Below are 20,665 nucleotides of genomic sequence, written 5' to 3'. Positions count from 1 at the left end.
GAGGGATCACAGTTCGTTGCTCACGCGCAGGTCCATCGGATGTTGTGTCACCTCAAAGGTTGGGTGAGCTGCACACCGGGTAGTTGGTTTCGATGACGAACACCGATAGAACGAACATCGACAACTCCGCGGACGGCGTCACCAAGGTCGCTGAATTGATCTCCGAAGCCGGACTCTGCATGTTCACCACGGTCGGCCGAGACGGCCACCTCATCTCACGTCCGATGGCGTTGCAGGAAGCCGAGTTCGACGGCGACCTGTGGTTCTTCGCCGCGCACGACTCACGCAAGGTGGCCGACATCGCGGCGAATCCGACGGTCAACGTCTCGTTTCAGTCCGGCGAAGGCTGGGTGTCCCTGTCCGGCACCGCGGCTGTGGTCGAGAATCGGACGAAGGCCGAAGAACTGTGGAACACCCGGGCGGCCACGTGGTTCGAGAAGAACCCTGATTCCCGTGAGGTGGCACTGATACACGTGGCCGCCGAGGGGGCGGAATACTGGTCGACCCCCGGATCGAAGGTCTCGAATCTCATGGCGTACGCCAAGGCCAAGATCACCAACGAGCGGCCGAACCTGGGCGAACACGAGGTAGTCGAACTCGAACTACCTCACAATTCGACCGACTAGTTTCGCTCGTGCCGGGGTGCTGCCGGGGGCACGTCCGGATCGCCCAGGACGTTCCGGTGGCCTGTGACGTTGCGGTCGTCCGCCACAGTGCGGTCGCCTGCGATGTCCCGGTCATCTGTTGCATTGCGGCCCACGACGTTCCGATCGCCCGTCGCAGTGCGGTCGCCCACAACGTCGCGGTCGTCTGCGACGTTCCGGTCATCTCGCACGTCGCGGTCGTGTGTCATCTTCCGGCCGTTCTTCACGTCCGGGTCGATCCGATTCGCGCGCTCGAACTCCGAGTCGACCTCGTCGCGGGACGACGCGGCGACACCCTGATGAGACTGCGCCTGCTGCGCAAGTTTCTCCGCCTCGGCGGCTTTGACGTCGGCCTCGGCCTGCGCCCGACGCGCTTTGGCCTCACTTTCGCGGGCCAGCAGCTCACGCTCCTCTACGATGGCCGCTTGATCGGCCGCCTTCTCGCGAATGTCGTTCGCTTCCAACCTCTTACGCTCTTTGCCCTTGCGCGCCACAACCATGGCGACGGCAACGACCAGCACTACGACGACTACTGCAACAATGATCCACACTGCGGTACTCATAATTGGAACTCCCGATCTGTTTCGAATGCCGAAGCGGCAGACGTTCCCGACCGCTTACCCGAGTAACGATTCAGTAAACTCGCCGAACATCGTGCAAGCGAGCGCACCGAATTCCTTCTCGTCCAACGCGGCGGCCCCGGCAGGCATACTCGAGATCAGCTCGACGCCCGTCACGAGCGGCAACTCGTCCAGGTTGACCCGCGCCGCCAGACTCGGTTCGGTCGGCCACGACCCGACGACCAGGCCGGAACATGTCACACCCGAGGCGCGAACGGCCGCGACAGTCAATGCGCTGTGATTGAGCGTCCCCAACTCGGCCCCTGCAACGACCAGCACCGATGCTCCGACGGCACCGGCGATGTCGAGCGCAGTGAACCCTCCGGCACCCAAGCGCACTGCCACTCCGCCCGCACCCTCGACCACAACGAGGTCGTGGGTCTCGTCGAGTGCCAGAACCGCGTCGACCACGGCGGCGAGTTCGAGCATCGGCCGACCCGATCGACGGGCGGCGACATCGGGCGCAAGCGGCTCGGGGTACCGCGCCAACTCGACTCCCGGTACCCCCGAAAGACGTTGCACCACATCGATATCAGCTTCGTCCAGGCAGTCATCTCCGACGCCCGTCTGCGCGGGCTTGCATACCGCGACGGACCGTCCGCCTGCCAGCGCTGCCGCCGCGAGTGCAGCGGTGATCACCGTCTTGCCGACGCCGGTCGACGTTCCGGTGACAAGCAGCACGGTCATCTCAGCACCGCAGCATTCAACACCGTCGCCAGAACGACTGTGGCACGGTCGATGTCGGCGTCGGTGAGGTCGGCGCGGGCGGTCAATCGCAGCCTAGATGCGTTCGGGGGAACCGATGGCGGCCGAAAGCACCCGACGTGCACGCCGAGGTTCAGACAGTCACCGGCTGCGCGGACGGCACGCTCGGCATCGCCGAGTATCACCGGAACGACCGCCGATACAGTCGGTTCCACTCCCGCTGCAGAGGCCAACTGTATTGCCCGAGAACCGATTGCAGCCACGCGATCGGGTTCGGCGCGCAGAACTTCCAGCGCGGCCGATGCTGCACCCACCGATGCCGGGGCGAGCCCGGTGTCGAACACGAACGTGCGCGCACCGTGCAGCACCTGAGTGCGAACCGCTGCCGACCCGAGCACCACTCCACCCTGCGATCCGAGCGCCTTGGACAGCGTTGCGGTGATCACCAGGTCCGGCGCACCGGCCAGGCCTGCTTCGTGAACAGCTCCCCGGCCGCCGTCCCCACGTACACCCAGTCCGTGTGCTTCGTCGACGACGAGCACCGCGCTCCGTCTCCGACACACGGCGTACAACTCGGCCAGCGGAGCCAGATCGCCGTCGGCGCTGAACACCGAGTCGGTCAGCACCAGGGCCCGCGTCTCGGTTCGCTCGCCAAGAAGTCGATCGACGTGCTCGGGATCGCAGTGTCGCGCGACAGCGACCCGAGCTCGGGAGAGACGACAGGCGTCGATCAACGACGCGTGCGACGCGGCGTCGGAGATCACCAGCGCGTCGCGTCCCGCCAGTGCCGACACGACACCGAGATTGGCGGTGTAACCGGAGGAGAAGACCAGCCCGGACTCGGCCCCGACAAAATCCGCGAGATCCTCCTCGAGGCGCTCGTGTGCCGTGGTGGTGCCGGTGACCAGACGAGACCCGGTGGATCCACCGCCCCAACGGCGCACCGCCGCGCAGGCCCCCTCGATGACGGCCGGGTGCCGGGCCAGACCGAGGTAGTCGTTCGACGCCAGATCGAGGACCGCGTCCTCGGCGGTGCGGGGGATCACGATGCGCTCGAGGCCGGCCTCGCGTCGGGCGTGCGCGGCGGCGTCGAGCCATTCCAGAGCGGTCATGGCAGCACCATACTTGAACACCGTTCAAGTATGGTGCTGCGCCACCGCCACCAGGGCTTCGGCGATGGCAGCCACCTCCGCATCGGTGCAGATGAACGGCGGCATCGCGTACACCAGACGACCGAACGGACGCAGCCACACTCCCGCCCCGGCGGCCGCGGCGGTCGCCCGTGCCATGTCCACCGGAGCGTGCATCTCGATCACCCCGATCCCGCCGAGGACCCGGACGTCGGCGACCCCCGGCAGCGAACGAGCAGGTGCCAACCCCTGAGCCAACCCCGATGCCAAACCTGCGACCTCGGCTCGCCAGTCGCGTGAGAGCAACAGTTCCACCGAGGCCACCGCAATCGCGCACGCGAGTGGATTACCCATGAACGTCGGCCCGTGCATGAGGCCTCCAGCCTCGCCACCCGACACCGTTTCGGCTACCTCGGTGGTGCACAGCGTCGCCGCGAGGGTCACATATCCTCCGGTCAGAGCTTTGCCGACGCACATGATGTCGGGCGCAACACCGGCGTGATCGGCGGCGAACAGCTCCCCGGTGCGGCCGAAACCGGTGGCGATCTCGTCGAAGATCAGCAGAATGCCGTACTCGTCGGCCAGCCGGCGCAGCTCTCGTAGATAGCGCGCATCGTGGAACCGCATCCCGCCCGCACCCTGGACGATCGGCTCGACGATGATCGCCGCAAGTTCGCTGGAGTGTTCGCTCAGTACCCGCTCGAATTCGGCGACGTAGCCGGCGTCGAACTCCGCGGGCGGAGCAGGCGCGAATACCTGCTTCGCCAGCACGTCGGTCCACAAAGTGTGCATCCCGCCGTCCGGATCGCACACGCTCATCGGAGCGAACGTGTCGCCGTGATATCCGCCCCGCCAGGTCAACAGACGTGTGCGCCCGTGCTCGCCGCGGGCACGCCAGTACTGCAACGCCATCTTCACCGCGACCTCGACCGAGACCGATCCGGAATCGGCGAGGAACACCTTGTCGAGCCCTGCGGGAGTGATCTCGACCAGCAGCTCGGCCAATCTCGCGGCTGGAGCGTGAGTCAGTCCACCGAACATCACGTGACTCATCCTGCTCAGCTGGTCGTGCGCGGCGGCGTCGAGCACCGGGTGGCGGTAGCCGTGCACCGCCGCCCACCACGAACTCATCCCGTCGATCAGCTGCCGGCCGTCGGCGAGGCTCAGTCGCACGCCGGATGCACTCTCGACCACCAGCGGCGTCGCGCTCGCCGGAAACCGGCTGTAGGGATGCCACAGGTGGTCGGAATCGATTCGACGGACGTCGTGGGGAGTCAGCACGCCACAGCACCCTGCCACAGCGGCCGAGCCGTACCGACTCCCTCACCGCAGAAGGCGAAATGTCCGAATCCGTTAGCATTGCGACATGATGACGCCGACGAGATTCGCAGGTGCCGCCCTGGTGGCAACTCTGACACTCGCTGCCTGCGGGGGTGCAGCCGAGGTTCCGTCGCCCACGAGCACCACCGACGCACCGGCCTTCGTCGTCGATACCTCTACTCCACTGGGTGCGCTCAACGACCGGATTCTGCAGTGGATCAACGGCGAGAATGCACCCGATCCCACCGAAGTGGAGGCTGTCGTCGGCCCCGAGTTGACCGAGGCGGTCGCTCCGCTCGGCGGACTCGTCACCCCACTCGAACAACTGCGCGCCGGTGCACCGAACGTGGCCACCGGCTTCGAGGCCGGCCCCGATACCGGCGTCCTGCGCTTCACCACCGCGGGTATCCCGGCCACGATTTCCACCTCCGTCGGTGCCGATGGCAAGCTCGACGGATTCCTGGCCAGACCCGACACCCCCGAGATCTCGTCGTTCGACGACCTCGATGCGGCGCTGTCGAAGGTGGCCCCGAAGTACTCCTACAGTGCGTCTCGTCTCAACGGTGGTGACTGCGAGGCCGTCTACTCCACCGATGCGGACGCCGTGCTCCCGCTGGGGTCGGTGTTCAAGTTGTACGTCCTCGGCGCGCTCACCGACGAGATCGAGGCGGGCACGGTCCGGTGGGACGAGCAGCTCACCGTTCGCGATGCGACCAAGAGCGCGCCGTCCGGCGAGTTACAGAATCTGCCCGACGGCACCGCGGTGTCGGTTCGGGAGGCTGCCGAGAAGATGATCTCGTTGTCCGACAACACCGCAACGGATCTGCTGATGGAACGACTCGGCCGCGACAGAGTCGAACGCCAGCTCAGCGTCATGGGACATCACGATCCCTCGGTCATGACGCCGATGATGGACACCCGGCAGTTCTTCGTCATCGGATTCGGCGATCCGAACATGCGGGCCGAGTGGTCCGGTGCAGATCCGGACGCACGGGTCGAGCTGCTCGAGCAGGCGGACGCGCGGCCGCTCGAGATCGACTTCGAGAACTTCCTCGACAATCCGGCGTCGGCCGACGGCGTCGAGTGGTTTGCCAATGCGCAGGACGTCTGTGCGGCGATGGGTTACCTGGCCTCGGGTCCGGCAGCGGAGGAGAACCGCAGGATTCTGGCGATCACTCCGGGCGTGCAGTTGGACCCGGCGCTGTGGCCGTACTCCGGCTTCAAGGGTGGCAATGCACCCGGTGACCTCGCCGGCGCATTTCTGGCCACCGATGCGTCCGGTCAGGACTGGATCGTCACCGAACAATTTCAGGCCGACGGAGCGATAGACCTGATTCCGTCCAGTTACGCGTTCCTCATCGCTCAGGAAGCATTCGCGCTCCTGAAGTAGGTGTGATTTGTAACATCGATGTTACTGCTGCATTACACTCGCGGTCGTGGAGGCACAACACGAACCAGCCCAGCACGCATGGCCGTCGGGCTTCAAAGAGTTCTTGGTCAGCGAATTCACCGACTTCAGCCCCCTGGTCGACAGGGCTCTGGAGGACAACTGCGCATCGCTGTTCCGTGACGGTCCCTACGCGAAAACGGGCTTCTGGCGCACCTGTGGAGCGATCTTCAGAGAATTCGTCTGGCCGGTCTGAGTTTCCGGCCCTCACGGGCGGCGGCAAAAGGTTACCGTCGAGTATGGCAACCACAACGGATCACCTTCGGAACACTCTGGACGGCCGCTGGCGAGATGTGAAGAACCAGGCGCGGCAGCAACTTGCACGCGAAGAGTTCCGACCGCACTACACGCCGAACACCGTCATCGCCCGCACCAAAGCAATGGAGCAAATGAAGTTGCTCGCTGCTGCCGGTGCTGCCGACAACGGCTTCAAGAAGGAACACGGCGGCACCGGCGACGTCGGGGCCGCGGTGACGATGATCGAGATGCTCGCGATGAGCGACCTGTCGCTGATGGTCAAGGCCGGCGTCCAGTGGGGACTGTTCGGCGGCGCCATCGAAAATCTCGGCACCGAACGTCACCACGAGGCCTACGTCCCCAAGATCATCAGCCTCGATCTACTCGGCTGCTTTGCGATGACCGAGACCGGTCACGGCAGCGACGTGCAGTCGCTCGAGACCACGGCAACGTACGACCCGAAGACGGACGAGTTCGTCATCAACTCCCCGACGCCCTCGTCGCGCAAGGACTACATCGGCGGTGCCGCCGAAACCGCGACCGTCGCTGCGGTGTTCGCTCAGCTCATCACCGCAGGCCCGGGCGAGGAGCCCGAGAGCCACGGCGTCCACTGCTTCTTCGTTCCGCTCCGAGACGAGAACGGTGATGATCTGCCCGGTGTCACCACGTCGGACTGCCAGTACAAGGGCGGTCTCCCCGGCGTCGACAACGGCCGCCTGATGTTCGATCACGTCCGCATCCCGCGCGACAACCTGCTCAACAAGTACGCAGACGTGTCCGACGACGGCACGTACACCTCCCCCATCGAGAACAAGTCTCGACGGTTCTTCACGATGCTCGGTACGTTGATCCGCGGCCGTGTCACGGTGGGCGGCAGTGCCGCCGCTGCAGCGCGAGTCGCTCTTGACATCGCGACGCGATACGCCTTGCAGCGCAGGCAGTTCGCTGCACCCGATTCCGATCAGGAAGTTCTGATCATGGACTACCTGGTGCATCAGCGTCGACTGTTCCCGCTCATCGCCAAGTCCTACGCCCTGCAGTTCGCGCAGAACGAGCTCGTCTCGAAGATGCACGAGCTGCAGACCGCGGACAGCCCCGACGCCGAGGAGCAGCGCGAACTCGAGGCGCGTGCGGCCGGCCTCAAGGCGGCGAACACCTGGCATGCGACCGCCGCAATTCAGGAAGCCCGCGAAGCATGCGGCGGTGCAGGCTATCTCGCCGAGAACCGGCTGATCTCGCTCAAGGCCGACACGGATGTGTTCACCACATTCGAGGGTGACAACCATGTGCTCACCCAGCTGGTGGCCAAGGAACTACTCACCGCGTACGCCGACGACGTCAAGTCCATGAGCCCGGTCGAATGGGTCAAGTTCGCCGCGGACATGGTCGGCGACCGAGTGGTCAAACGCACTGCAGCACAAGCGATCATGCAGACCATCTTGGACCGCCGTCAGGACAACGAGGAAGAGGGCTCGTTGTTCAACCGCGGTACTCAGGTCAAGATGTTCGAGGATCGCGAGGAGTACCTGCTCTCCACCGTTGCGCGGCGATTGCAGTCCAAGTCCAAGGAGACCACTCCGTTCGAAGCGTTCAATGCGGTGCAGGATCACGTGCTGCACGCGGCGAGCGCACACATCGATCGCATCATCTTCGAGGCCTTCATCGCCGGCATCGAATCGTGCGAGGATCCCACCACCCAGGATCTCCTCGAAGAGGTCTGCGACTTGTACGCCCTGTCGGTGATCGAGAAGGACAAGGCCTGGTTCATCGAGCACCGCTACCTGTCGACCGAGCGGTCCAAGGCCGTCACCCGCGCCATCAACGAGCGCTGCCGCACGCTGCGTCCGCACGCGGAATTGCTCGTCGACGGTTTCGGGGTGCCCGACGCGTTGGTCGGTGCGGCGATGCTCGGTGAGCCTGGAGCGGGAACCGAGGAAGAGCCCGCTGCCAACCCCAGTCACGCGCACTGACGCGTAGCGGGATCGAAACCCCCTAGGGGACGATCGCGAAAACCCGGCAGGGGCCTCCGGTCGCGCCGGCGTGCTTGGGCGCGCCGACGACGACCGTCGCCCCTGCCGGGGGCACATCATCGAGATTGGCCAGCGCTTCGATGCCGTACCGGCCTGCGCCGAGAACCGCTGTGTGCGCTGGGTATTCGCGGTCGTTCATTCGGTCGAGGCTCAATGTGTCGACCCCGATTCCGACGATGTTGCGCTCGCGTACCAGCAACTGGGCCGCGTCTGCGCCGAAGCCGGGCGCGGCACGCTCGGCAAGTCGGGTCTGCCACCGACTGTGCATCGCAACCAACGCTCGTTCGGGTATCCGGCCGTGTTCGCGCTCCCACCGGTCGATGTCCTCGGGTGTCACCACAGCTTCCGGATCGACTTCGGCCCGCGCCGATATGTCCAGGACGACGAGCGGGGCAATCAGATCTTCCAGCGGCAGAACGTCGGCCGTCGCCCCGCCTCGAACACGGTGCGCAGGGGCATCGATGTGCGTGCCGGTGTGCTCCCAGTACGAGAGCTTGTTCACCAGGAATCCGCCGAGCTCGTAGGCCGCGACCGGGCGCATCGAGAACGGTTCGTTGCCCGGCCACACCGGAAACGTGGGGCTCAGGGTATGCGTCAGGTCGACCAGTCGACCGGCCGGAACAGCAGCGGCGACACCAGGTTCGGCACGCACCGGTCCGCTCGCCGCGACCGTGAGCGCAGCCGCCCCCAACGATCCGAACAAAGCCCTACGGCCAATTCTGCGGTGAACCGTCTCGACGACCTCGGGGCCACACATCAGCGGGCAGCGGGAGTGACGAGCAGGACCTTGTCGTCGGATCCGTTGTCGGTGGTGAGCAGAAAGGCTCCGTTGTTGCCGAAGCTGGTCAGCGAACGCAGGCGTCCGTACGTGCCGACCAGTGCATCCGCCTCGTCGACGTATTCGGTGCCGTCCTCGGACAGCTTCAGGAACACGAGTTTCTCGCCCTGCTGACTCGACACCACGGCTGCACCGTTCCACGAGCCCCATCCCGCACCGTTCGCGAAAGTGAGGCCGGGCGTCGCGATGGTGGGGCTACCCGAACTCCAAACCGCCTCGAGCGCACCGGGCACCCGGGTGGGATCGGTCATCGGTACCGATTCGTCGTAGATGACCGGAAGTCGATCGGGGCGATAGCCGTAGTTGCCGCCGGGCACCAGCAGATTCAGCTCGTCGTCTCGGGTCGTGCCCTGCTCCACCTCGTAGATCTGCCCGGTCCCGGGACGAACCGCCAGCCCCTGCACGTTCCGATGTCCCAGAGTGAAAATGCGATCCGGTGAACCCGCCGCCGGTGAACCATTGGCGTTGACGTGCAAAACCTTGCCGCCCAACGAGTTTCGATCTTGCGGCACCGTCGGCGTTGCAGTGTCCCCGGTGCCGACGTACAGGGTGCCGTCGGGGTGGGCCAGTATGCGGCAGCCACCGTGGCGGCCACCGTCGGCGACGGGAATGTCGTCGATCAGCGTGCCGGTGCGCGTCAGCGCCGTCCACCCCGGGTCGACGGTCCACGAGACCACGGCGATGTGGTTGTCGCTGCCACCGCCCGCACTTCCAGTTCCGGCGCTACCGGTGCCGCCGCCGCTGCCCTGAACACCCTGGCACGTGTAGATCGTTCTGGACGTGTCGAAATCCGTCGCGAGGGCAATGCCCATGAGGCCCGTCTCGCCGGACGCGTAGAGATCGTCGAGGTCCGCGTCGAGATCGCGGATGGTCCCGTCGACGGCGCGGATGACGAACCGGCCGGACCGCTCCCCGGTCAGCACCGTTCCGTCCGGCGCGACCACCGCGTCCCACGGCTTCGCGAGTTTGTCGATGACCGTGGTGACCGTCAGGCCGGGGAGGGGATCGCCCTGAGCCGTGGCGGTGGTCGTACCGGCAAGCGTCAGAAGGACGCTGGCGGCGATTACTCCGGAACTGGACACCAGCTTGTTCATCGGCACTCCTGACGGTCCGCGACCAGCCCGATATGACCGGTATCACATGATTTTAAACACACTCGGGAGGTGAACCGCCAGCTCACCCACCGACCGCACCAGCTGTCACGCGCGGTCAGGGCAACCTCGGTTCAGCCGATCTCGGGCGTGACGAGCAGTACCTGATCGTCGGATCCGTTGTCGGTGGTGAGCAGGAAGCCGCCGTCGCTTCCGAAGGGGGTGAGCGAACGCAGCCTGCCGTAGGTGCCGTTCAGCGCCTCCGCCTCGGCGACGTACTCGGTTCCGTCCTCCGACAGTGCCAGGAAGACGAGCTTCTCACCCTGCTGACTCGAGATCACCGCGGCACCGTTCCAGGAGCCCCACTGCTCACCGTCGGTGAAGGTGACGTCGGGGGTGGCGATGGTCGGATCACCCGAACTCCACACTGCAGGCAGAGCACCGGGAACCCGGTCGGGGTCGGTCATAGGGACCGATTCGTCGTACACCGACGCGCGTCGATCGGGGCTGTAGCCGTAGTTGCCGCCCGGCACCAACAGGTTCAGCTCGTCGTCTCGGCTCGTTCCCTGCTCGACCTCGAAGATCTGATCGGTTCCGGGACGGATCGCCAGTCCCTGCACGTTGCGATGACCGAGAGTGAAGATGCGATCCGGTGCGTCGGCTGCGGCGGTGCCGTCGGCGTTGACGTGTAACACCTTGCCGCCCAGCGAGTTCCGATCCTGAGGAAAGGTCGGTTTCGCGTTGTCACCGGTGCCGATGTACAGCGTGCCGTCGGGGTGGGCCAAGATGCGGCAGCCACCGTGCCGCCCGCCGTCGGCGACGGGAATGTCGTCGACGATGGTTCCGGTTCGAGAGAGCCGAGTCCACTCCGGGTCCACGGTCCACGACATCACGCCGATGCGGTTGCCTGCGTCGCCGCGCACACCCTGACAGGTGTAGATCGTTCGCGACGCGGCGAAATCGGTAGCCAGTGCGATTCCCATGAGTCCGGTCTCCCCGGCGGCGTAGAGATCGCCCAGGTCCGCGTCCAGTTCACGCTGCACTCCTGCGGAGTCGCGGATGACGAACCGGCCGGAGCGCTCCCCGGTCAGCACCGTGCCATCGGGAGCAACCACCACGTCCCACGGTTTGTCGAGGCCGTCGAGCACAGTGGTGACCGACAGGTTCGGCAGCGGCCCGGCAGGCGCGGCCTGTGAGGGGGCATCTTCGGAAACAGATCCCTGCGACGATGAGGTAGCCGACTCTGCGCTACCTTCCTGTTCGGTGGTGTCCGCCGAACAGGCCGCTACCAGGGCGACGCTCATAGCGATGACCGCTGCGCCGGTGACCGGTTTCTTCACGAGCCCTCCTGACGATTTTCGGTGAGTCCCATTTCTCCGGTATCACCGTTTTCGCCGTTTCCGAACCACCGTCGGAGGGCGGTGGTGTTCACGACACCAGTCGGTACCCGGCTTCGGCGACGGCGGCGTCCACCGCCGCGGTATCGAGCGTCGAATCGCTGCTCACCACGACCGCACCGGAATCCACATCGACGTCGACGCCGGTGACTCCCGAGATCTCCGATATTTCTTCCTTCACCGACGCAGCACAATGTGCGCACGTCATGCCCTCGACCGAATATGTCGTGTGCATCGTCGACTCCCCTTCCGTCGTCAGGAGCGCACGAGACGCGCGATGGCCTCGGACGCCTCTTTCACTTTTGCGTCTGCTTCCGGCCCGCCCTGCCTGGCGGCCTCCACCACGCAGCCGGCGAGGTGGGCATCGAGCAACTTCAACGAGACCGACTGCAGCGCTTTGGTTGCGGCAGAGACCTGGGTGAGAACGTCGATGCAGTAGCGGTCGTCGGCGACCATGCGGGATATCCCGGCTACTTGACCTTCGATGCGACGCAGTCGCTTCAGCAGGTCGTCCTGCTCTGCGGTGTAGCTGCTCATACCGCCAACGATACCCCTACCCGGTAGGGGGTGTCTCGTCCGTCCGTACTCGGCGCACACCGTCGACGAACAGCAAACCCGCGACGATGACGGCAAGCGCACCGAGCGCGATCCAGGACCCCGAGTAGAACGTCCCCTGATATGCCGGAGACACGTCGGGAACCGCGGGGAACTCGGTGGTTCGCACGCCCACGTTCCAGCACGCCACGGCTCCGATTGCCGCCAGCAGCGCAACCACGAGTTCCACCCAGCCGACGGACTTGCTCACAGGTACTCCCGTTTGGCCGTTTCGAGGGCCGCGCGCAACCCGTCGTCGTCCTTGGCCCAGGCCTGAACCATCCCACCGCCCACCAGCCGCAGACCGATGCCGTGGCGCTTACGCGGCACACCCGAGAGCTCCCCGAGCACTCGCGCCGTCTCCCACCTCTTCGGCTCGTACTCGTCGTCTGCGTATTCGGCCGGAGGGAAGATCTCGTGGATATCGGCGACGTCGACCGTCTCGGTTCCCTGGCGCAGCGCCCGGGTGGTGAGTTCGACACTGACGTGCATGCGAGCGGCGCGCAGCTGGACATAGGTGAGACCGACGAGGATGAGCGAGAACAGCACCAGCGCGAACCAGTGGATCACCGGACCGGACGCGATCTCGACGGCCAGGACCACGAGACAGAACACGGGCCCCCACGCCAGCATGCGCCAGCGACCACCGGGTTCGTGGAACAGCACGGTCTCGCTCGTCGACATCTCACTGCTCACGCTGAAACCACTCCCGCGCCGACGGTCGGTAGACGAGAACAGCGGCGAGCACGAGGCCGATGGTGATCACCAGCGGAACGAACGGGAACACCAGTGCCGCGAAGATCAGCAGCAGAGCGGCAATTCCCGACAGCGTCACCAGAGCGCGTCGAAATCTGGGATCACCGCCGCGGACGTGGCTCGACATCAGCCCGACGGCCAATCCGACCACTCCGGAGATCACGCCGAGACCGCGAAAGACGGTCAGGAACGAATTGCCCTGCGCCTCCGAGCTGAACGAGGCGCGAATCTGATCGGCGGGGAGCGTCAGGGCGATCATGCAGACGACGATCAGCAACACGGCCGAGGCAAGCCACAGCCAGTAGGCGGCCGAGACCACCCGAGGACGGACGATCGATCCGTTTGTGTCTGCGCTCACGTCAGACATCCTGCCACCGCGGGGTGACACAGAGTTCCGCCGGCAGAAATTCCGGACGGTCACCGAGCACTCAGCCGGCGGAAATCCCCAGCGCCATGATGGCGATTGCGGCCGAGACGGCAAGGAGCAACCCGAGCAGAGCCCAACCGGGTCGGCCGCTCTCCCGGGGACAGGCCTCAGGGTCGACTGTCTGGGCGACGCTCGCTGCTGCAGGGGTGTTCTCTGCCATGTCGGATCCGATCACTCGAAAAGATATCGAGAGTGATGCTAGTCACACAGCCGTGCTGGTAGCCGAGAACACGCCCGAAACTACCGAGTTCCGACAACTACGCCCGTTTGGACGCGAAGAAGTATTCGTTGGATTCACGTCGATGCATCAGGTAGATCGCCCCGGCGGCGAGTACACCCTGGCCGATACTGAGGACGCCCATCACGATGTTCATCGCGCCCGACGTCGATGCCATGGCGAACAGATCGAGGATCGTGGTGAACACGATGAACGAGCCGATGACGGTCAGCAGCATCCGGGCCCACATCTTGCCTGCACGCATCCGCTTGACCCAGAACAGGAACAACGCCCCGAACCCGATCACGACGAACATGGTGACGACCAGCATCACCGTCACCATCGACTGCGTGGATTCGACGGTCATGTCCGCTGCCGCGTCCTGCGCCGCGAGTTCGTCGAGAAGAGACTGCGCAAATTCCTCACGCGCCCCGAACAAAGTCCAAACCGAATACAGCGCCGAGAGAGCACCGATCAGCGCCACTCCCCACCACAGATGGCGAGCCGTCTCCACGTCGACCGGTGCCGGTCGCGCGATCGGCTCCAGCTCCGGGCCGGATTGCGGGAACCCGTGCTCGAGCTCCCAGCGCTGCCAATCCGGTTGCGAGGGTGGGTTGTTGGGCGTGTTGCTGTCGGGGTTGTTTCCCGGTGGAAAATCGTTCACAGCCAGCCCGCCACTTCGGTTGCCCAGTAGGTCAGTACCACGTCGGCACCCGCACGTCGTATTCCGACGAGCGATTCCAACACCGCCGCGTCGCGATCGATCCATCCGTTCTGCGCGGCGGCGGTGATCATCGAATATTCCCCGGAGATCTGATACGCCGCAACCGGAACCGGCGACATCTCGGCCACATCGCGAAGTATGTCGAGATACGACATGGCCGGCTTGACCATCACCATGTCGGCACCCTCGGCGAGATCGAGTTCCACCTCGTGAGTGGCCTCACGGCGGTTCCGCGCGTCCTGCTGATACGTGCGGCGGTCGCCCTGCAACGACGAGCCCACGGCTTCGCGGAACGGGCCGTAGAAGGCCGAGGCGTACTTCGCGGAGTACGCCAGCTGCCCCACGTCCACGTGGCCCGCCGCGTCCAGTCCGGCGCGGATCGCACCGACCTGACCGTCCATCATTCCGCTGGGTCCGAGCAGGTGAGCACCCGCGTCCGCCTGCGCGACGGCCATGTCGACGTAGCGCAGCAGGGTGGCGTCGTTGTCGATCGAACCGTTCTCCCCCAGCACCCCGCAATGACCGTGTGACGTGAACTCGTCCAGACACGTATCGGCCATGATGACCGTCGAATCTCCGAGGTCGGCCTTCAGCCGAGCCAATCCACGGTTCAGGATTCCGTCCGGATCGGTTGCCCCCGAACCAATTTCGTCCTTGTCCTCGGATTTCGGCACACCGAACAGCATGACGCCGCCGACGCCTGCCGTCACGGCCTCCTCGGCTGCAACGCTCAGCGAGTCCAGCGTGTGCTGGAACACCCCTGGCATCGAGCTGATCTCCCGCGGCTCGGAAATGCCGTCGGCCACGAACATCGGCAGTATCAGATGCCGCGGCTCCAAGGACGTTTCGGCTACGAGCCGCCGCAGCGCCGGAGTACGGCGCAGGCGGCGGGGGCGATCGGTGGGGAACACGGCTGAACCTGCCTCACTTCGTTCGTCGTGCGCGTTATGCGTAGTCAGAACTACGCACAACGCGCACGAGGCGCGTCAGCGCCTACGTGACTTCTTGCGCGGCGGGGGCAGTGCACCCTCGGCGCGCAGGCGAGCTGCGTGCTCGGCGAGCGCTTCGACCAGAGGTCCGACCTGAGCCGACTCGGGCTGCACGTCCACGCGCAGACCGAACTCGACAGCCGTCTCGGCGGTCTTGGGACCGATGCACGCAACGAGTGTGCGGGCGTGCGGCTTTCCGGCGATGCCGACCAGGTTCCGGACGGTGGAGCTCGACGTGAAGCACACTGCGTCGAATCCGCCGGTCTTGATCATCTCGCGGGTCTCGGCGGGCGGCGGCGCTGCCCGAACGGTGCGATACGCGGTGACGTCGTCGATCTCCCAGCCACGTTCGCGCAAGCCTTCGGCGAGCGTTTCGGTCGCGATGTCGGCACGCGGCAACAGAACTCGATTGACCGGATCGAACACCTCATCGTACGGCGGGAAATCCTCGAGCAGTCCGAGTGAGCTCTGCTCCCCCGACGGCACGAGTTCGGGATTGATACCGAACGAGCGCACCTTCGCCGCGGTTGCCTCACCGACGCACGCGATCTTGACGCCGGAGAACGCGCGGGCGTCCAGGCCGAACTCCTCGAACTTCTCCCACACTGCCCGGACGGCATTGGTGGAGGTGAAGACGACCCACTGGTAGCGGCCGTCGACGAGGCCCTTGACGGAACGCTCCATCTGAGCCGGGCTGCGCGGGGGCTCGACGGCGATCGTCGGAACTTCGATGGGGATGGCTCCGTGCGTGACGAGGCGATCGCTCATCTCGCCGGCCTGGTCCTTGGTACGCGGCACCAGCACGGTCCAGCCGTACAGTGCGCGAGACTCCCACCAGGACATCTTGTTTCGGCCCGAGACGACCTTGCCGACGGTGACTACGAGGGACCCGACGAGCTCGGATCCGGCGTCGTTCAGAGTCGCCAGCGTTGCCTCGACGGTGCGCTGCTGACGGGTGGTGCCACGAACGGTGATGGCTGCAGGCGTCTGCGGTGCGAGACCGTGTTCGACGAGGGCACTGGCGGTTTCGGCCAGGTGACCCGACGTCGCGTGCAGCACCAGCGGACCGGGAGCAGCAGCGAGCGCTGCCCAGTCGACTTCGCCGCGGACGTCGGCCTCGGTGTGGCCCGAGCCCAGTGCCATACCGGCGTAGCTGGGCACTGCGGATCCCGCGGGCAGGCCCGGGAGCACCTCGAATGGCACGTGCGTCCGGGCGACGGCACTGACCTCGGCGATCACCGAATCGGTGGTGAGCGGATCGCCGGAGACGAGGCGAACCACGTCGTGGCCGTTCTTGGCCTCGGCGAGAAGCGTTTTGGCGACCTCGGAAGGCTCGCCGAGCGCCGGACGAACCTCGACACCGTTCTCACCTGTCTCCGCGTCCCGTGGGACATCGGCACCGACGAGCGCGGTGACGCCCTTGTCGACATCGGGATCGGTGAATGCGAGCTCGGCCGCTCCGAGCACTTCACGTGCCCGGACCGTGAGCAGAGCCGGGTCACCGGGCCCGGATCCCACGAACAGGATCCGTCCGTTGGTGTTCTTGCGGACTGGGCTCATCGGTTGTTCTCCAGTGCTGTCTTGTGTGGGTACTGCAGTTCTATCGGGGTTGCCGTGCCCCGTTTCGGAATGAGTCGAGCGGTGGCGATCGACTCTCTCCGTACGACCGGACGGGTCGCCGTGCGTTTGGCGCGTCCGCGGACGGGTGCGGTTATGGCCCTAGACATGAGATCCACCCTGTAACTGAGAACCGGCCTGCGCTGGTTCGGTGACTGAAACGAGTTCGCGGGCACCGAGATCGAGCAGTTCGCGGGCCAATTCCCGGCCCAGCTCCTCGGCGCGGTCGGGTGATCCGACGATCGACGCGCGGATGGTGTCGCTGCCGTCGATTGCGGCTACGCAGCCACGCAACGACAGTTCGTCGAAGATGCGGCCGTCCTCGTCGATGGATTCGACGACCTCGGCGATCGCGCCGACCGGAGCGGTGCAGCCGGCTTCCAGTTCGGCCAGCAGTCCACGTTCGGCTGCCACCGCGGCACGCGCGTGGGCGTCGTCGAGGGTGGCGATGGCCGCCGCGAGATCGGTGTCGCCGGTACGGCATTCGACAGCGAGGGCACCTTGGGCGGGTGCCGGTAGCAACTGCACCGGATCGAGTGCTTCGGTGACGACGTCGAGTCGGCCGATGCGGGCCAGTCCGGCGCGGGCGACGATGACGGCGTCGAGCTCGCCCGACGCCACCTTCCCGATCCTGGTGTCGAGGTTGCCTCGCAGCGGACGGACGTCCAATCCCTGTCCGAGAGCGCGCAATTGAGCAATCCGACGGGGTGCGGAGGTACCGACCTTCGCGTCCGTGGGCAGCTCGCCCAGCACCAGCCCGTCGCGGGCCACCAGGGCATCCCGGGGGTCCTCGCGGGCCGGGATGGCCGCGATGACGAACCGGTCGTCGGCTGCCGTCGGCAGATCCTTGTACGAGTGCACGGCGATGTCCACGGTGCCGTCGGCGAGTGCCTCGCGCAGCGCTGCGGTGAAGACACCGACGCCGATGGTCTGTACGGGTGCGGCGGACAGGTCGCCTGCAGTCTTGACGATCACCAGTTCGGCCTCGACCCCTGCTGCGGCGAGAGCCACGCGCACGGTGTCGGCCTGAGTGGTCGCCAGAAGGCTTCCGCGCGTGCCGATCTTGACGATGTTGCTCACTCCGACCGCTCCTGACCGGCGGTGCCGCCGGGGTGAGAATCCGAGCGCAGATCGGTACGGCTGGCGGTGAAGTCGTCGACCAGCTCCAGCGAGCCGATCTCCATCGGCGTAGCCACCGCATCGACCGAACCGGGGCTGAGCTCGAACAACTCTCGCAATGCAGCGGCGTAGGAGTCCCCGCCCGGGGTGCTGGCGAGCTGCTTGACGCGCACTGTCGGCGAGTGCAGCAACTTGTCGACTACCCGGCGCACGGTACGGGCCACCTCGTCGCGCTGCGGTGAATCGAGCCCGGGCAGCCGCGACTCGAGACGCAACAACTCCCCCTCGACCACTTCGGCAGCGCGCTGACGCAGCGCGGTGACAGTGGGGGTGACCTCGGCAAGTCGTTGTCCCGCAAGGTAACCCGAGAGTTCACTGGAGACGATCTCGCGTGCCGCCGACGCGTCGTTCGCCGCAGCACCCGCGGCGGGGTCACGCTGCAGCGACTCCATGTCGAAGACGGTGATGCCCGGCAGCTGAGCCACCGCGGCGTCGACGTCGCGAGGCAGTCCGAGGTCGCAGATCACCAGAGGGTGCTCGGCATCGCGGCCGACGAGCGCGAGGTGAGCATCGGCAATGGAGACCACGGCCCCCACCGCACCGGTACAGGTGATGAGGATGTCGGCGGCGGCCACCGCGTCGGGCAGATTTTCGAGGGCGACCGACGTTGCCGCGATTCCATTCGAGACGGCGGTCTCGGCCAGGTGGTCGGCCCGCTCGCGGGTGCGGTTGACGACGGTGAGGCCGCCGATTCCGGCGCGGCCGAGGTGCGCGACGGCGAGGCCACCCATGGCTCCGGCTCCGAGCACGACGGCCTTGCGACCGGCGAGGGAACCGCCGAACATCGCGGCGGCGCGATCGAGCGCCACCGAGACCACCGAAGCTCCGGCGGCGTCGATCCCGGTTTCGCTGTGTACTCGCTTGCCGACGCGCAGCGCCTGCTGAGCCAGTTCGTGCAGCACTCGCCCGGAGGCCTGCTGCCCGTCCGAGGCCGCGTATGCCGACCGGATCTGGCCGAGGATCTGCTGCTCGCCGATGACCATCGAGTCCAGGCCGCTGGCCACTGCGAACAGATGCTCGACGGCAGCCTCGCTGTAGCGCACGTAGGCGTGCTTGGTCAGGTCCGCGACCTCGAGTCCGGAGTGCTCACCGAGTACTTCGCCGACGGCGGTCAACGCCCCGTGGAAGGCGTCGACGACGGCATAGATCTCGACCCGATTGCACGTGGACACCACCATGACCTCGGAGATGCTTCCGCTGGCCATCAGTTTGTCGGTCAGTTTCGGGCGATCGGTGTCCGTGATGGCGACACGCTCGAGAACTGCGACGGGAGCGCTACGGTGCGATATCCCGACGAGAAGGACACTCACGGTGCAATCACCGATCCGTTTCTTGTCGAACTGTTGACTGGGCTTGGATTACCGGCGATGCGCGGGCCGTGACTGCGGCCCAGACGTGCCGTGGACGTGAGTGGAGGCGGTGAGACCGGCTGTGGCCGAGGCGCAGTCACGACGGTCGGCACGGTCACGTCGCCCGGTTCGGACATGTTGCGGGAGCTGTTGAAGGAGAGGACCTGCATCTCCACGGCCAGATCCACGCGCCGTACCTCGACGTGTTCGGGAACGTCGAGCACCATCGGCGAGAAGCTCAGAATGCACTCGACGCCGCCGGCAACGAGCTTTTCGGCGACGACGTGCACGGCGTCGTCGGGGGTGGCGATGACGCCGATCGTGGCTTCGAGTTCACGGCAGGCCTTGTCGAGTTCGTCGACGTGCCGGACGATCAGGCCGTCGACGTCGGTGCCCACGCGCGCCGAGTCGCGGTCGAAGAGACCGACCATGGTGAAGCCGCGACGTGCGAATCCGCCGTATCCGGCCAGCGCCTGTCCCAGATTGCCGACTCCCACCAGTACGACGCGGTGGCCGCGATCGAGTCCGAGTGCACTTTCGATCTTGGCGCGCAAGCGCGCAACGTCGTAGCCGACACCGCGAACGCCGTTGGGGCCGAGAAAGGAAAGATCTTTGCGAAGTTTGGCCGATCCGACGCCTGCTGCGGTGGCCAATTCTTCACTGGAGACGATGAGAACGCCCTCGTCTGCGAGGATCGAGAGGACCCGCAGGTAGGTCGCGAGACGGGTGACCGTAGCCTGAGGGATGACCCGCTCTACGCCGCTGGGCGACGGGCGCTCTTCGGTCACGTCTGGGGCTCCTCGTCCGAACGGCGTCGATGCCGGTCTTCACGCTGATCCTGCGTTCGTGTCTATTTCACGAATGCTGTTCACACCACGGTAACCGCTTGTGAACGAATGAACAAAGTTGCGCAGACCGGCCCTCACCTGCACACGGAGACGAATCACACGTTCTTAGGGTGCCCTGCCCGTGCCAGATCGGCCCGCAATCGGGGCACGTCCACCTCCCAGTAGCTGTGCTCGATGCCGTCGAGCAGTACCACCGGCACTCGGTCCCCGTACTCCGCACGCAGGTCAGGCGATTCCGTTGCCGCCTCGTCGACGTCGACGACCGTCACGGCCACGTCGAACTCGCCGCACACCTCGGTCAACACCTGCAGTGCGTGGGCGCACGAATGGCAGCCTGCGCGGGTGAGAAGAGCCACGCTGGGGGGAGTCGTCTGCATCCGTCCACTGTGACACGTCCGCAATGGAGACGAACGTCACAGACCGCCATGCCGCCGGACCACGCTCTCACCCGGCTTCGCTTGTCCCCCGCCGGTCCTGTCGGACCCGCGACTAGGCTGCATGGGTAA

The 20,665-nt window shown here is 65.9% G+C and carries 24 protein-coding genes; 4 read left to right on the top strand and 20 right to left on the bottom strand.

Annotated features, from left to right (window positions below; all coding sequences use genetic code 11):
* The first annotated feature begins 92 nt into the window (after positions 1–92).
* Entirely contained in the window at positions 93–626 is a 534-nt protein-coding gene (locus ASG84_RS00935) for a pyridoxamine 5'-phosphate oxidase family protein (protein ID WP_057475177.1), read from the top strand.
* On the opposite strand, the gene ASG84_RS00930 is transcribed toward ASG84_RS00935, so the two are convergent.
* From ASG84_RS00930 to ASG84_RS00915, 4 genes are read right to left on the bottom strand one after another with little or no spacing between them, the layout of a single operon-like run.
* Positions 623–1,207 carry a hypothetical protein gene (locus tag ASG84_RS00930; RefSeq protein ID WP_057475176.1) on the bottom strand — a complete coding sequence of 195 codons (585 nt, stop codon included), beginning with the start codon at positions 1,205–1,207 and terminating at the stop codon, positions 623–625. The two genes, ASG84_RS00935 and ASG84_RS00930, sit on opposite strands and share 4 nt — an antisense overlap.
* A 54-nt stretch (positions 1,208–1,261) precedes the next feature.
* Positions 1,262–1,951 (bottom strand): dethiobiotin synthase, encoded by a 690-nt coding sequence (bioD, locus tag ASG84_RS00925; RefSeq protein WP_057475175.1) that lies wholly within the window; start codon positions 1,949–1,951, stop codon positions 1,262–1,264.
* The gene (locus ASG84_RS00920; protein ID WP_057475174.1) at positions 1,948–3,081 is read right to left on the bottom strand and encodes an 8-amino-7-oxononanoate synthase; all 1,134 of its coding nucleotides are present in this window, start codon (positions 3,079–3,081) and stop codon (positions 1,948–1,950) included. The genes bioD and ASG84_RS00920 overlap by 4 nt, the downstream gene beginning before the upstream one ends.
* A gap of 24 nt (positions 3,082–3,105) precedes the next feature.
* Entirely contained in the window at positions 3,106–4,380 is a 1,275-nt protein-coding gene (locus ASG84_RS00915) for an adenosylmethionine--8-amino-7-oxononanoate transaminase (protein ID WP_057475173.1), read from the bottom strand.
* Between the two features lie 85 nt (positions 4,381–4,465).
* On the opposite strand from ASG84_RS00915, the gene ASG84_RS00910 reads away from it, so the two are divergent.
* From ASG84_RS00910 to ASG84_RS00900, 3 genes are read left to right on the top strand one after another with little or no spacing between them, the layout of a single operon-like run.
* A complete protein-coding gene (locus ASG84_RS00910) occupies positions 4,466–5,809 on the top strand; it encodes a serine hydrolase (protein ID WP_057475172.1) in 1,344 nt (447 codons plus the stop codon).
* Positions 5,810–5,855: 46 nt separating this feature from the next.
* A complete protein-coding gene (locus ASG84_RS00905) occupies positions 5,856–6,062 on the top strand; it encodes a hypothetical protein (protein WP_057475171.1) in 207 nt (68 codons plus the stop codon).
* Positions 6,063–6,105: 43 nt separating this feature from the next.
* Positions 6,106–8,073, top strand: coding sequence for an acyl-CoA dehydrogenase family protein (locus ASG84_RS00900; RefSeq protein ID WP_057475170.1), 1,968 nt, complete (start codon positions 6,106–6,108; stop codon positions 8,071–8,073).
* 22 nt (positions 8,074–8,095) lie between these two features.
* On the opposite strand, the gene ASG84_RS00895 is transcribed toward ASG84_RS00900, so the two are convergent.
* From ASG84_RS00895 to ASG84_RS00825, 16 genes are all read right to left on the bottom strand, one after another.
* Positions 8,096–8,890 (bottom strand): cyclase family protein, encoded by a 795-nt coding sequence (locus ASG84_RS00895; RefSeq protein WP_057475169.1) that lies wholly within the window; start codon positions 8,888–8,890, stop codon positions 8,096–8,098.
* Positions 8,890–10,065 (bottom strand): PQQ-dependent sugar dehydrogenase, encoded by a 1,176-nt coding sequence (locus ASG84_RS00890; RefSeq protein ID WP_057475168.1) that lies wholly within the window; start codon positions 10,063–10,065, stop codon positions 8,890–8,892. Before ASG84_RS00890 ends, ASG84_RS00895 begins: the two co-directional genes overlap by 1 nt.
* Positions 10,066–10,196: 131 nt before the next feature.
* Positions 10,197–11,402, bottom strand: coding sequence for a PQQ-dependent sugar dehydrogenase (locus ASG84_RS00885; RefSeq protein ID WP_057475167.1), 1,206 nt, complete (start codon positions 11,400–11,402; stop codon positions 10,197–10,199).
* An 88-nt stretch (positions 11,403–11,490) separates the two neighbouring features.
* Entirely contained in the window at positions 11,491–11,694 is a 204-nt protein-coding gene (locus ASG84_RS00880) for a heavy-metal-associated domain-containing protein (RefSeq protein ID WP_057475166.1), read from the bottom strand.
* Positions 11,695–11,714: 20 nt separating this feature from the next.
* Positions 11,715–11,996, bottom strand: coding sequence for a metal-sensitive transcriptional regulator (locus ASG84_RS00875; protein WP_057475165.1), 282 nt, complete (start codon positions 11,994–11,996; stop codon positions 11,715–11,717).
* A gap of 16 nt (positions 11,997–12,012) precedes the next feature.
* A complete protein-coding gene (locus ASG84_RS00870; RefSeq protein WP_235581478.1) occupies positions 12,013–12,264 on the bottom strand; it encodes a hypothetical protein in 252 nt (83 codons plus the stop codon).
* The gene (locus ASG84_RS00865) at positions 12,261–12,737 is read right to left on the bottom strand and encodes a hypothetical protein (RefSeq protein WP_057475163.1); all 477 of its coding nucleotides are present in this window, start codon (positions 12,735–12,737) and stop codon (positions 12,261–12,263) included. Before ASG84_RS00865 ends, ASG84_RS00870 begins: the two co-directional genes overlap by 4 nt.
* 1 nt (position 12,738) lies before the next feature.
* Positions 12,739–13,167, bottom strand: a complete 429-nt coding sequence (locus ASG84_RS00860; RefSeq protein ID WP_156399335.1) for a hypothetical protein — start codon at positions 13,165–13,167, stop codon at positions 12,739–12,741.
* Between the two features lie 70 nt (positions 13,168–13,237).
* Positions 13,238–13,396, bottom strand: a complete 159-nt coding sequence (locus tag ASG84_RS27310) for a hypothetical protein (RefSeq protein ID WP_156399334.1) — start codon at positions 13,394–13,396, stop codon at positions 13,238–13,240.
* Positions 13,397–13,493: 97 nt separating this feature from the next.
* Entirely contained in the window at positions 13,494–14,117 is a 624-nt protein-coding gene (locus ASG84_RS00855; RefSeq protein ID WP_057475161.1) for a hypothetical protein, read from the bottom strand.
* Positions 14,114–15,088 carry a porphobilinogen synthase gene (hemB, locus tag ASG84_RS00850; protein WP_057475160.1) on the bottom strand — a complete coding sequence of 325 codons (975 nt, stop codon included), beginning with the start codon at positions 15,086–15,088 and terminating at the stop codon, positions 14,114–14,116. The genes ASG84_RS00855 and hemB overlap by 4 nt, the downstream gene beginning before the upstream one ends.
* A 75-nt stretch (positions 15,089–15,163) precedes the next feature.
* On the bottom strand, positions 15,164–16,726 hold the full coding sequence (locus ASG84_RS00845; protein WP_057475159.1) for a uroporphyrinogen-III synthase: 1,563 nt from the start codon (positions 16,724–16,726) through the stop codon (positions 15,164–15,166).
* 159 nt (positions 16,727–16,885) lie between these two features.
* The gene (gene hemC, locus ASG84_RS00840; protein WP_057475485.1) at positions 16,886–17,854 is read right to left on the bottom strand and encodes a hydroxymethylbilane synthase; all 969 of its coding nucleotides are present in this window, start codon (positions 17,852–17,854) and stop codon (positions 16,886–16,888) included.
* 5 nt (positions 17,855–17,859) lie between these two features.
* Positions 17,860–19,272, bottom strand: a complete 1,413-nt coding sequence (locus tag ASG84_RS00835) for a glutamyl-tRNA reductase (RefSeq protein ID WP_057475158.1) — start codon at positions 19,270–19,272, stop codon at positions 17,860–17,862.
* Positions 19,269–20,099, bottom strand: coding sequence for a redox-sensing transcriptional repressor Rex (locus ASG84_RS00830; RefSeq protein ID WP_057475157.1), 831 nt, complete (start codon positions 20,097–20,099; stop codon positions 19,269–19,271). The genes ASG84_RS00835 and ASG84_RS00830 overlap by 4 nt, the downstream gene beginning before the upstream one ends.
* 155 nt (positions 20,100–20,254) lie before the next feature.
* Positions 20,255–20,536: a glutaredoxin family protein gene (locus tag ASG84_RS00825; protein WP_057475156.1), complete on the bottom strand. Its 282-nt coding sequence runs from the start codon at positions 20,534–20,536 to the stop codon at positions 20,255–20,257.
* Positions 20,537–20,665 lie beyond the last annotated feature (129 nt).

This window comes from Rhodococcus sp. Leaf278 (genome assembly GCF_001426085.1).
Classification (GTDB): domain Bacteria; phylum Actinomycetota; class Actinomycetes; order Mycobacteriales; family Mycobacteriaceae; genus Rhodococcoides.
This window is presented reverse-complemented; position numbering and strand designations above follow the sequence as displayed.